Source organism: Flavobacterium succinicans LMG 10402 (assembly GCF_000611675.1).
Classification (GTDB): Bacteria; Bacteroidota; Bacteroidia; order Flavobacteriales; family Flavobacteriaceae; genus Flavobacterium; species Flavobacterium succinicans.
In genome coordinates this window covers 275836-288835 of the sequence record NZ_JATV01000002.1, presented here as the reverse complement: position 1 = coordinate 288835, position 13000 = coordinate 275836, and the positions used below count along the sequence as shown (strand labels likewise).

Sequence of the window (13000 nt, the reverse complement as noted above, 5' to 3'; positions counted from 1 at the left end):
ATATGAATTTGAAACCAGAACATTGTCGGAAAAACTCGTTAAAATATGTACTTTTTGGCAGTTTGATAGGAACGACCATTGAGTTTTTTGATTTTTATATTTATGCTAATGCCGCTGTATTGGTGTTTCCCCAACTTTTTTTCCCGAGTACAGATGCTACTATGGCTACGTTGCAGTCACTAGCTACGTTTTCTATTGCTTTTTTATCGCGTCCCTTGGGTTCGGCTTTTTTTGGACATTTTGGGGATAAGATAGGTCGTAAATTTACCTTGGTAGCCGCATTACTAACAATGGGAGTTTCTACGGTCGCCATTGGTTTTCTGCCAAGTTATGCTAGTATAGGTATAGCCGCACCTTTATTGTTGATGCTGTGTCGTTTTGGGCAAGGCGTTGGTCTTGGAGGAGAGTGGGGAGGAGCTGTTTTACTGGCCATCGAAAATGCGCCACCGAATAAAAGAGCTTGGTACGGAATGTTCCCACAGTTAGGTGCTCCTATAGGTTTGTTGCTTTCGGGAGCTACTTTTTTGCTTTTAACAGACAGTATGAGCAACGATGATTTTATGAATTATGGTTGGCGAATTCCTTTTATCGCTAGTTCACTTTTGGTAGTGGTTGGTTTTTATATTCGAACTAAAATTTCTGAAACACCTTCTTTTGAGCAGGCTAAAAAAGTAGCAAAAGAAGTGAAAATCCCATTTCTTACGTTACTCACTTCTTATAAGAATCAATTGATTTTTGGAACATTGGCGGCAGTGACTACTTTTTTGGTTTTTTATTTAATGACGGTATTTACTTTAAGTTGGGCGACCTCTGATTTGGGTTTTACCAAAAGAGATGCTTTGTTGATTCAGTTGTTTTCTGTGCTCTTTTTTGCGCTGTTTATTCCTGTTTCGGCAGTGGTAGCAGATGCCATTGGGCGTCGCAAAATGCTGGTTTGGGCTACTATTGCCATAGCTGTTTTTGGTTTTTTCTTCCAATTTTTTCTTAGTTCGGGAAGTGCGGTAATGGTAACGGTTTTCGTTTGTATCGGCATGGCGTTGATGGGATTTACCTATGGTCCTTTAGGTACTTTTTTATCTGAGTTGTTTCCAACACAAGTCCGCTATTCAGGAGCTTCCTTGACCTTTAATTTAGCCGGAATATTTGGTGCCGCTTTTGCTCCTATGATTGCCATTTGGTTGGCTACGGATTATGACATTTCGTATGTGGGGTATTATTTGACGGGGGCTGCTTTGTTGAGTTTAGGTTCTCTTTTTATGATTTCTAGAAAAAGTCATCAGTTTTAGTGTCAGATAAAGTTTAGTTTTATGAAAAGTTAGGTTTTCATTGCATTGCTATCTGCTTTTTTGCTCTTACTTTTGCATCAAAATAATACCGTCTTGAAACCAAAACTCTTCCTCATCACGCCACCGTTTACGCAACTGAATACCCCATATCCAGCGACGGCGTATATCAAAGGATTTTTGAATACCTTTGAAGTGCCCTCAGAGCAAGCGGATTTGGGTATTGAGGTGATTTTGAAATTGTTTTCGAGAGAGGGATTGCAAGGAGTTTTTGCTCAAGCAACAACAAACCATAAACCAAAAAACATAAACAGTCAACGTATAATTGCTCTACAAGACGAATATCTCAAAACCATAGATTCAGTGATTGCTTTTTTGCAAGGCAAAAATCCAACGTTGGCTTTGCAAATTTGTCAAGAAGACTATTTACCTGAAGCGTCACGTTTTGCGCAATTGGAGGAGTTGGATTGGGCTTTTGGTACGATGGGAACACAGGATAAAGCCAAACATTTGGCAACTTTGTACCTTGAAGATATTTCGGATTTTATAGTGGAATGTGTCGATGAAAATTTTGGTTTTAGTCGCTATGCCGAGCGTTTGGGTCGAAGCGCGAATTCATTCGACGAATTATACGAGGCTTTGCAAAAGGAACCAAGCTATATTGATGGTATTTTACTATCTATTTTGGAAGAAAAAATAGCCAGAATTCAGCCTGAATTGTTTCTGATTTCTGTGCCTTTTCCTGGGAATTTGTATAGTGCTTTTCGTTCGGCACAGTGGGTGAAAAAGCACTATCCGAATATCAAAATTGCAATGGGAGGTGGTTTTCCTAATACCGAATTGCGCTCGCTTTCTGATGCTCGAGTGTTTGAGTTTTTCGATTTTATTACTTTGGATGACGGGGAGCTTCCGGTTGAATTACTAATTTCTAATATTCAAAATCCAAATACCAAAGAATTCAAACGAACTTTTATTCTAGAAGAAGGAAAAGTCGTTTATAAAAACAATGCTTCAAAACCTGATTATAAACAATCGCAAGTTGGTACTCCGGATTATACGGATTTGCTGTTGGATAAATACATTTCGGTAATAGAAGTGGTAAATCCGATGCATCGAATGTGGAGCGATGGGCGTTGGAACAAGTTGACGATGGCGCATGGTTGTTATTGGGGTAAATGTACTTTTTGTGACATTTCTTTGGATTACATCAAAATCTACGAACCTATAGCTGCCAATTTGTTGTGCGACCGAATGGAAGAAATGATGACACAAACAGGTCAGAATGGCTTTCATTTTGTTGACGAAGCAGCACCACCAGCTTTAATGCGAGCTTTAGCACTCGAAATTTTACGCCGAAAATTATCGGTTACTTGGTGGACGAATATCCGTTTTGAGAAAAGTTTTTCGGCCGATTTATGTCGATTACTCAAAGCTTCAGGTTGTATAGCAGTTTCGGGTGGTTTGGAAGTAGCTTCTGACCGATTGTTGCAATTAATTGATAAAGGAGTAACGGTTGAGCAAGTGGCCAAAGTGACTCGCAATTTTACGGAATCAGGTATTATGGTGCATGCGTATTTGATGTACGGGTACCCAACCCAAACGGTTCAAGAAACGATAGACAGTCTCGAAATGGTGCGTCAATTGTTTGAAGCGGGAGTGTTGCAATCCGGATTTTGGCATCAGTTTGCCATGACGGCCCATAGTCCAGTGGGATTGAATCCAGAGCAATTTGGTGTTACGCCAGAACTACTTCCTTTACAAGGTTCAGAGAAGGGGATTTTTGCCATCAATGACATTAATTATACAGACAAGACAGGTATTGACCACGAAAAATTTAGTTTCGGACTGAAGAAATCGTTGTTCAATTTTATGCACGGTATTTGTTTCGACTTTGAGCTGCAAGAATGGTTTGACTTTAAGATTCCAAAAACCAAAATTCACCCTGATTTTATTTTTAATGCACTTCAAGAAGAAGAAAATTTCACCACAAAACCTACAGCCAAAGTAGTTTGGTTGGGAGGAAAACCTTCGGTTGAAAATTTTACTAAATCCAAAAAAGGCAATTCGTGGGAACTCGCTAAATTAACCTTTCACGATAAAAAAGAAAGTTTTGCTATTCAAACCAATAAAGCCGAAGGCGAATGGTTGGTGGCTATTTTAGATAAAATTGCGGTTTCACAATCCAAAGTGTATTCTTTTCAAGAGATTAAAACTGATTTTGAACAACATTTACCCGATTTTGAGTTGTTTTGGTACTCAAAGCCGATGCAAACGTTGCGTGCCTTTGGATTGTTGATTTTATAGAGAGAACATTTTTCCTTTGAATCTATTATATATACCCATACCAATCAAAGCAGTTTCCTTGCTACCACGAAAATGACGGCGATTTTTTCAAATCAAATTAAAAGATATAAAACTGCTGCTGGTTTAGTTATTTATTTGATTTCTCTTATTGGGCAAACGCTTCTAAAACAGCCGCTAATCCGAGGGTCGTACCAAAAGGAATTGCAGATAAATCTACCCAAAAATCTGGATTATGATTCGAAAAAGGGAATTGTTTTCCTTCTTTCAGTGCCTTTTCAAAAACTTCATGATTAGCAATACCAACAATAAAGTAATTGTAAGGTACTTCTGGATGGTCTTTTAGTAATTCTTGAACATCTTCCGATCCCATAACTGGCGGAATGGATAAATTCTTATTCGGTCCAGCCATTTTCTCTAGCGCACCGTTAATTTTAGCTGTCAATGCCTCATTATTTTTCAACGTGCCAAGGTTTTGTTTGATTACTGTTTTGGGATATAGATCCTTAGGAAGATTATTGGCAACGGCGATACCTTCGTTTATCTCACTAATTCTTTTTAATAGAAGTTCTTTGTCTTGTTGTCTATACCAACGTAGGTTCAATTTCAATAACGCTTTATTAGGGATTACATTGTTGTCTATTCCTGCTTCAACAGCGCCAACCGTTAATACTACTGGAAATTGAGGGTGGGAGTTTCTGCTTACAATAGTTTGATATTGAAGAATAGCATTAGCTGCCATAACGATAGGATCTTTAGTTTGTTCGGGCGTCGATCCATGTCCGCCAACTCCAAAAAAGGTAACATCTAATTGTACTGCACCTGCCATTCGCTCACCCGGTCTGTTCAAGTATACTCCTACTGGGGCAGGGCCTGTGTGCATACCTAAAAGTAAGTCTGGAACTGGGACTCCTTTGGTATACATTTCATTTGCCATGGCTATTGCACCAAATCCGTTTTCTTCAGCGGGTTGTCCAACTAATACGAGGGTGCCTTTCCATTTGTCTTTTAACTTTACCATTTGTTTGGCAATGCCTAGCATCCAAGTGACATGAGCGTCATGCCCGCAAGCATGCATTACTGGTAGATCTTTACCCTCTTCATTTTTTCCTTTTTTGATGCTTTTGTAGGGAAGATTTGTTGCTTCTTCGACTGCAATACAATCCATGTCAGCACGATACATAATCGTTGGTCCATTACCGTTTTTCAGGACACCAACAACGCCAGTTTTGCCAACTTTTTCTGTAATTTGAAAACCTAATGCTTTTAACTCTTTAGCAATAATTCCTGAGGTTCGCACTTCCATAAAAGGAAGTTCTGGATTGCTGTGTAAATCTTTAAAAATAGCCTCCAATCTTGGCGTATCATTTCTACAGAGCTCTTTTAATTCTGTAATCGGAATGCCATTGATAGTCGCTTTTGAAGTTTCTGAATTCGCGGTCTGACTAGCTGAAAAATACGAAACAAAGCAAAAAACAAAAGTGGAAAGGATGGTTTTCATGTTTATTTTGGTTTTAAGTTGTTGAAAGTTAGTAAATTATTTTTATATATAGAAAGTCAAAGCAAATTTTAGTTCAGTAAATTGAAAAGAAAATGGAACTTATAAGGGTAAGCTGTTTTAGATAATTACAAAAAAAGAACTACTTAAAAATTCTCTGTGTTGAACTTATAATAACAAAGCAGGTAGTTTTGTATCTTATGTTTTATACTCCTTTGGATTATTAATTTTGTAATTTATTTACATTTTTCTTTCGAAATCTATCGTTAGAAAAACCAATTTTCATTATTTCTTTTAAAACAGTTTGCTACTTAGTATTTTTTGTATAAAACTTACTTTAACCGTGTTACGAAAACGTTTTCTTTAATTACATTTACCAGTACTAAAAACGTAAACATGAGTAGTAGTTATCAACTAAAAGTAAATGATACTTTTCATTTCGAATGCGATGCAGCCTCAGCCAATGCGCTAGATGTGGTTGCGACAACTGACAATCAATTTCATATTTTAAGTGAAAACAAGCGGTATCAAGCTCAGATTGTAGCTGCTGATTTTCATAAGAAGGAATACACTATTGAAGTGAACAATTCAGTGTATACTGTCGCCATTGCTGACGCTTTGGACCTTTTGATTAAAGAAATGGGATTTGATACCAGCACGGTACAAAAAGTAAATGCCATAAAAGCACCTATGCCAGGTTTAATTTTAGAAATCAATGTGAGTGTGGGACAAACCGTTCAAGAAAACGATAATTTACTCATTTTGGGAGCGATGAAAATGGAAAACAGTTTTCAATCGCCACGAAATGGAGTAATCAAATCGATTGCGGTAGCTGTTGGCGATGCTGTAGATAAAGGACAATTGTTGGTAGAATTTGAATAGAAGAAAAAAATAAAAAAAATACTAGTTGCCAATAGAGGAGAAATCGCGATTCGCGTGATGAAAACTGCTCGAAAAATGGGAATCAAAACAGTAGCGGTGTATTCTACTGTAGACCGAAATGCACCTCACGTAGCCTTTGCAGATGAGGCCGTTTGTATCGGTGAAGCGCCATCTAACCAGTCCTATTTGTTAGGAAATAAAATTATTGAAGTGGCCAAAGCGGTACAAGCTGATGCCATTCATCCAGGCTATGGTTTCTTGAGTGAAAATGCTGAATTTGCCGAAGAAGCCGAAAAAAACAACATCATCTTCATTGGTCCAAAATCCAAAGCCATTCAAATAATGGGTAGTAAATTGGCCGCCAAGGAAGCTGTTCTACAATACGATATTCCAATGGTTCCAGGAGTGGACCACGCGATTATTGATATTGATGAGGCTAAGCGAACTGCGAAAGCAATTGGTTTTCCTATTTTAATCAAAGCTTCTGCAGGAGGTGGAGGTAAAGGAATGCGTGTGGTGGATAATGAAGCCGATTTTGAAGCGCAAATGAACCGCGCCATTAGCGAGGCAGTGGCTGCTTTTGGAGATGGAGCGGTTTTTATTGAAAAATATGTGGCGTCGTCAAGACATATCGAAATTCAAGTGATGGCGGATAGTCACGGCAATGTGTTGTACTTGTTTGAAAGAGAATGCAGTATTCAGCGTCGTCATCAAAAAGTAGTGGAGGAAGCACCCTCTGCGGTTATCACGCCTGAAATTCGAAAAAAAATGGGAGAAGCTGCCGTATTGGTAGCCAAATCTTGTGATTATTTAGGTGCAGGAACGGTTGAGTTTTTGGTGGATGAACAGCTGAACTTTTATTTCTTAGAAATGAATACGCGTTTGCAAGTAGAGCATCCTGTGACTGAAATTATTGCTGGAGTTGATTTGGTCGAAATGCAAATTCGTGTGGCGAGAGGCGAAGCGCTTACATTGCAACAAGAAGATTTGAAAATTCACGGTCACTCTGTAGAATTACGTGTGTATGCTGAAGATACTTTGAATGGGTTTTTACCGAGTGTAGGTAATCTAGAAGTGTACCAATTACCCGAAGGCGAAGGTGTCCGAGTGGATAACGGATATGCTCAAGGAATGGATGTCCCTATTTATTATGACCCGATGTTGGCCAAATTAATCACTTACGGAGCTACTCGTGAAGAAGCTATTCAGCGCATGGAGCAAGCTATTGCGGATTATAAAGTGGTGGGTGTGCAAACGACCTTGCCATTTGGTGCTTTTGTAATGCAGCACGAGGCCTTTCGTTCTGGAGATTTTGACACCAATTTTGTGAAAAAGTATTACAATCCTGAAATTTTAAAAGAGCAAACCCAAAAAGAAGCATTGATTGCAGCAAAATTGGCGTTGAAACAGTATTTACAGGACCAAAAAGTGCTTCGATTGCCTAATTAAATAGGCGATAGGTACATTTTAATAACAACAGAAAAGTATGGAATCTAAAATTAAAGTATTAAACGAAAAAATAGCACTAGCCCAATTGGGCGGTGGCCAAGCGCGAATTGATAAACATCACGCTAGTAAGAAACTAACCGCAAGAGAGCGTGTGATGTATTTGTTGGACGAAGGTTCTTTTGAAGAAATTGGGATGTTGGTTACCCACAGAACTACCGATTTCGGTATGGAGAAGGACTTGATTTACGGTGATGGTGTAGTTACGGGTTACGGAACTATTAATGGTAGATTGGTGTATGTTTTTGCCCAAGATTTTACTGTTTTTGGAGGTTCTTTGTCTGAAACGCACGCTGAGAAAATTTGTAAAGTGATGGATATGGCGCTCAAAGTGGGTGCGCCAATGATTGGATTAAACGATTCTGGAGGTGCCCGAATTCAAGAAGGTGTCCGTTCTCTGGGAGGTTACGCTGATATCTTTTATCGCAACGTACAATCTTCTGGGGTTATACCTCAGATTTCTGCGATTATGGGACCTTGTGCGGGTGGTGCGGTGTATTCCCCAGCGATGACCGATTTTACTATGATGGTAGAAAACAACAGTTATATGTTTGTTACAGGACCTAATGTTGTGAAAACGGTAACCAATGAGGAAGTAACTTCAGAAGCTTTAGGTGGAGCCGTAACGCACGCTTCCAAATCGGGAGTGGCACATTTAACAGCTCCCAACGGAGTGGCTTTGTTGAACAGTATTAAAAATCTTTTGAGCTATTTGCCACAAAATAATAAAGAAACGACTCCAAAAGTTCCTTATGTTTTGAGTGATGAAGTACGAATGGAATTGGCTACAATTATTCCAGACAGTGCCAACAAACCCTATGATATGCACGAAGTGATTCGAGGAATTATTGATGCCGATTCTTTTTATGAAATTCATAAAGAGTATGCCGAAAATATCATTGTTGGTTTTGCCCGTTTGGGAGGAAGAAGTATCGGAATTGTAGCCAACAATCCAATGTTTTTAGCAGGTTGTTTGGATGTGAAGAGTTCTATCAAAGCTGCGAGATTTGTTCGTTTTTGCGACAGTTTCAATATTCCGTTGCTGGTATTGGAAGACGTTCCAGGTTTCTTGCCAGGTACCGATCAAGAATGGAACGGAATCATTGTACACGGTGCTAAATTATTATATGCTTTTAGTGAGGCGACCGTGCCAAGAGTGACGGTGATTACTCGAAAAGCCTATGGAGGTGCTTATGATGTAATGAATTCAAAACACATTGGTGCCGATATGAATTTTGCTTGGCCTACGGCAGAAATTGCGGTAATGGGTGCCAAAGGAGCCTCTGAAATTATCTTCAAAAAAGAAATTAGCGAAGCCGAAGACCACGAAGCAAAACTATTAGAAAAAGAAGCTGAATATGCTGAGTTATTCGCCAATCCGTATACCGCAGCACAACGTGGATTTATAGATGAGGTTATTCTTCCCGAAGATACACGTCGAAAGTTGTTGAAAGCCTTCAGTATGCTCGAAGGAAAAACAGTCAACAGACCAGATAGAAAACACGGCAATATTCCGTTGTAATGTTTTGTTTGAAAGATTACAATTGTGAGCGTTTATTAGTAAAAAATCCAAAGCTACTTTTCCCTAGCTTTGGATTTTTCATTAATATATCAATTTGAAATTGTTGATCAATAAGGTACTATTTGTGCCTCCTTCTAGCTGGTCACCATTAAAGCTTGATGAGAAAACTACTGAAATGTGAGTGACCGCTTCGTTTGCATTCGCATACAAACCGTTTTTAGGTTTTTGATATGCTGGGAAAGAGCTATTTAATTCGCCATAGGTTAGTGCTATGGTGATGGTTTTAAAAGCGTCGATTACTTTTTCCTCTGAACGAAACCAACCTGTAGCTACTCTTTTGACTTCTGTTCCACTTCTGTTTTCTAATAAAACATAAATATCGCAAGCATCTTTAGTGGTTAAAGTTTGTCCCTTTTTATCTAAATAAGGTGTTCCAGGGCTATAGGCATATTCCACAGAGAATTTTTTAGGTCTAGCGGCAAATGGGATTCCAAATTTTGCAGAATTTATTGGATTCGATAGATCTAATTCAAATTTACCCGTAAACATGGAGCCAGCAGCCATTCGTTGGTTGACTAATCCTGCTAAACCTCCCATATCTTGGGTAACCAACTTAGCAGCCAAATTGGTTCCATTAATAGTGAAAGGACTAACATTTGCATTTCCTAATGTTGTAACTCCAGCATTTCCGCTAGTCCATACGGAGTTGGCGTCTTTTCCGGGTTCGTAATAGTTTTTCGGTGTCATATACCAATCATCAAAAGTGCTGTTTTCCAGTTGTGGCTCGCTTCCTTCTTGTTTTACGGTTACAGTATAGGTCTTGGTTGAGCCATCTTCGGCTGTTACTGTATACTTTACGGGGTTGGTAAAATCTACTGTTTCCTCGATAGTTGGACTAACGGTTGCGAAGGTAGAAAGCTGTAGTTCTTGAGGTTTTAGTTGTTTAATATTTGCGCTAGCTGCAACGTTTACATTGATTGTTCCTAAAGATTCCTCAATAATAGTATTCCCAACTTGGTTGTTCAAAACAAAGCTCAATATTTTCTTTTGATTTGATTTTCCAAAATAATCCTCTGAGACACAGTTGGACAAAACGAGGCAAACAATCGTTAAGAATAAAAGTTTTGTTCTCATATGGCTAGGATTTGAAGAAATAAAAAAAGCTAATGTTTAACGATAAAATGTTTAGTTTTAAATCTAAATCATTGCTTTTGATAACTGTGTTTTCTACTTCGTTTATGGTAGTCCTTTTATAAGTGTGCGAAAGTCCTGCTAGATTTACTCCTACTTCAGTCGCAAAACCTTTAATGATAAATACTTGTATCCCAGGATTGATTCCAAGATTGTAATTGTTGGTAACAGCATAATAACGGGTTAATACATCATTGCTGGTATTTTCGGTTACTTTATTCTCCTTGTTCATTCCAAGGCTCACCACATTAAAAAGATTAAATCGCCCGTTGGGAGTAATGGGGATATAGTTTTTAATGAAGAAATATCCGCCAAGGCTACTTTTGGCTTCTTTGACAAAGGTTTGAACGCCATCCGTGTCTTCTAAAATCTGATTGAGTTTGGCCCAGTCATAACGCAAGGCAGTTCCAATGGCAAATGTTTTACTTAAAAAATAACCACCATTAGCTTGAATATTGAACCCATCTTTTTGTTTATCAATGACATTGGTGATTAAGAAATTTTCGTTTTGACTCGATCTGGTATTAGCACCTCCTGTAATTCCTATAAATGCCAATCCTTTTTGTAACGAAGTAAAAGGCGAAATTTCCATAGTAGCAGTAGATTGAGCAATGCTTTTGGAAGAAAAAAATAGCAGTTGAGTAGCTAGAAGTAAAAACAAGATGTTATTTTTAAATGGCATCATTAGAGGTATTTTGTGCTGTTATACTCCAAATTTCCAAAAAAAAATCGAACAATTGAATTTATTCATCCATAAATCTAAATCCTATACCATGGATGTTTTCAATAGTAATGTTGTTTTGGTGTATTAAAATTTTTCTTAAGCGAGATATAAATACATCTAAACTTCTGCCCATGAAGTAATCATCATTGCCCCATAATGCTTTCAGAATTTCCTCTCTTTTCAGTATAACATTTTTATGGTCTAAAAAATACTTCAATAGTTCGGCTTCTCTTTGGGTTAATTTAATTTTCTCAGTACTATTCCAAAGCAAGTAGTTTTTGGTGTCAAAAGCATACTTTCCTAGGTGATATTGCTCTTTTTTGGTTTGCGTTGATTTTCGACTTCTTTGTAAGAAAACTTTAATTTTGAGTAATAATTCTTCAATGCTAAAAGGTTTCACCAAATAATCGTCGGCTCCTAGACGCAATCCTTTGATCCGGTCTTCTTTGAGCGTTTTGGCCGAAAGGAAAATAATGGGAATATGAGTGTTGATTTTTCGTATGGCTTCGGCCAATTCAAAGCCATCTTTTTTGGGCAACATGATATCCAAAAGGCATAAGTCAAAAGATTCCTTTTGAAAGTATTCCAGAGCCATTTCTCCATCGCTACAGTGTTGTACATGGTATTGATGTTGTTCTAAATTGTCTTTTGTTAAAAAAGCCAAAGTGGCATCATCCTCGACATATAAAATTTTTGGATTATTCATTTTTGATTGGCAATAGTAAAGTTATGGTTGTTCCCAAATTGTCGTTGTTATGGGCAGTTATTTTCCAATGATGCAAGTCGCAAATTTTTTTTACATAATACAATCCGAGTCCAAAACCATTGATTTCATTGCTTTTTTTGGATGGAATACGGTAGAATTTATCAAAAATAAAAGGAATTTTTTGAGGTTCAATACCGATTCCGTTATCGACGCAGTCTATTTGTAAATGCTGTTTGGTATCGGTAAAACGCAAGGTGATTTCGGGTGTTTTTTCGCAATATTTTATGGCATTATCGAATAGATTATAAATGAGGTTCGAAAAATGAAAAACATCTGCATTTAGCTGATTTTTGGAGCTTTGATTGTCTAATCGAAACACCACTTTAGGATGTTTAAGTTGGTAATTTTCGATGATTTCTTTTACGATAGGAACAAAATCAAAATTAGTTTTTTGAAGTTGTAACGGAGTAGCATCCGATTTTGCAACCGTTAAAATTTTCTCGATATGCTGGTTGAGTTTGTTACTTTGTTCAATGATGATTTGGGTGTATTGTTCTAATTTTCGATCGTTTGTAATGGGTTTTTGTTGTTTTAAATAGTTCGAAGCGATTAGGATGGATGACAGTGGTGTTTTGAATTCGTGAGTCATGTTGTTGATGAAATCACGTTGCAATTCGGAGTATTTTTTTTGTTGCAAAAGTGTGTAAATCGAATAGACATAGATCAAAAGTATCAAGATGAGCGCTAATGATAACACAAACCAAAATTTTAACGAACTGAATAAAAAATTAGTTTGGTTGGGGAAACGTATGGCAAAGTAGTATACTAAATTTTTGTGCTTAGAAAAATGAATGGAGTGCGTAGAACGGTCTTTGTTGTCCAAAGAAACGTAGTTGCCATAAACCATTTCGTCGCTTTGACAATTGTAAATGGCATATTCAAAATCGGTAGTAAGGCCAATTTTTTTAAATTCTGATTTGAGGTAAAATTCTAAAATGGAGGCTTCGAAATCATTCTCAACATTGACAATATAATAGTCATTTGCGATTTTTTGAACCGGATTTTGCACAGGGATTTCTTGGTTGTTGCCTTTGTATATTTTTTTGGCCACTTCATAAAGTGCGATATAGGCTTTTTGATTGAATTTTTTTTCTTCAATTCTAAAGGCTTCTTTCGTCCATAGCAATTGCGCCAATAAAATACCAATAATGGCTAGTAATCCTATTACAATGATGCTATTAAGGCGATTGATTTTCACAAATGATTTTTTAATTCTGCTGTAATATTAAGTAAAATTATATTTAAATTTGGCCATTAACAAGTCGTTAACAATCATTTGAAAATGTTTAACAGCCACATGAAATAGAGTGAGTATATTTGAATCGAA

10 protein-coding genes are annotated in these 13000 nt (G+C 37.5%); 5 read left to right on the top strand and 5 right to left on the bottom strand.

Translation table 11 applies throughout. From position 1 onward, the window contains the following. Positions 1-2: 2 nt before the first annotated feature. Both AO58_RS0102795 and AO58_RS0102790 read left to right on the top strand, forming a co-directional pair. Positions 3-1286, top strand: coding sequence for an MFS transporter (locus tag AO58_RS0102795; protein WP_024980249.1), 1284 nt, complete (start codon positions 3-5; stop codon positions 1284-1286). A gap of 93 nt (positions 1287-1379) precedes the next feature. Next, positions 1380-3587: a B12-binding domain-containing radical SAM protein gene (locus AO58_RS0102790; RefSeq protein ID WP_024980248.1), complete on the top strand. Its 2208-nt coding sequence runs from the start codon at positions 1380-1382 to the stop codon at positions 3585-3587. Between the two features lie 145 nt (positions 3588-3732). On the opposite strand, the gene AO58_RS0102785 is transcribed toward AO58_RS0102790, so the two are convergent. Next, complete coding sequence (locus AO58_RS0102785) at positions 3733-5085, bottom strand: amidohydrolase (RefSeq protein ID WP_024980247.1); 1353 nt, start codon at positions 5083-5085, stop codon at positions 3733-3735. A 393-nt stretch (positions 5086-5478) separates the two neighbouring features. On the opposite strand from AO58_RS0102785, the gene AO58_RS0102780 reads away from it, so the two are divergent. The 3 genes from AO58_RS0102780 to AO58_RS0102770 are packed head-to-tail and all read left to right on the top strand — an operon-like array spanning position 5479 to position 8992. After that, positions 5479-5964 (top strand): acyl-CoA carboxylase biotin carboxyl carrier protein subunit, encoded by a 486-nt coding sequence (locus tag AO58_RS0102780; protein ID WP_024980246.1) that lies wholly within the window; start codon positions 5479-5481, stop codon positions 5962-5964. Positions 5965-5973: 9 nt separating this feature from the next. Further along, the gene (locus AO58_RS0102775; protein WP_024980245.1) at positions 5974-7413 is read left to right on the top strand and encodes an acetyl-CoA carboxylase biotin carboxylase subunit; all 1440 of its coding nucleotides are present in this window, start codon (positions 5974-5976) and stop codon (positions 7411-7413) included. A gap of 37 nt (positions 7414-7450) precedes the next feature. Next, entirely contained in the window at positions 7451-8992 is a 1542-nt protein-coding gene (locus AO58_RS0102770; RefSeq protein ID WP_024980244.1) for an acyl-CoA carboxylase subunit beta, read from the top strand. A gap of 81 nt (positions 8993-9073) precedes the next feature. Here the strand turns inward: AO58_RS0102770 and AO58_RS0102765 are convergent, their stop codons facing one another. From AO58_RS0102765 to AO58_RS0102750, 4 genes are read right to left on the bottom strand one after another with little or no spacing between them, the layout of a single operon-like run. Continuing rightward, positions 9074-10126, bottom strand: a complete 1053-nt coding sequence (locus AO58_RS0102765; RefSeq protein WP_024980243.1) for a PCMD domain-containing protein — start codon at positions 10124-10126, stop codon at positions 9074-9076. Between the two features lie 4 nt (positions 10127-10130). Beyond that, positions 10131-10868 (bottom strand): hypothetical protein, encoded by a 738-nt coding sequence (locus AO58_RS0102760; protein ID WP_074917575.1) that lies wholly within the window; start codon positions 10866-10868, stop codon positions 10131-10133. Positions 10869-10926: 58 nt separating this feature from the next. Further along, the gene (locus AO58_RS0102755) at positions 10927-11613 is read right to left on the bottom strand and encodes a response regulator transcription factor (protein ID WP_024980241.1); all 687 of its coding nucleotides are present in this window, start codon (positions 11611-11613) and stop codon (positions 10927-10929) included. Further along, complete coding sequence (locus AO58_RS0102750; RefSeq protein ID WP_024980240.1) at positions 11606-12871, bottom strand: sensor histidine kinase; 1266 nt, start codon at positions 12869-12871, stop codon at positions 11606-11608. The genes AO58_RS0102755 and AO58_RS0102750 overlap by 8 nt, the downstream gene beginning before the upstream one ends. Positions 12872-13000 lie beyond the last annotated feature (129 nt).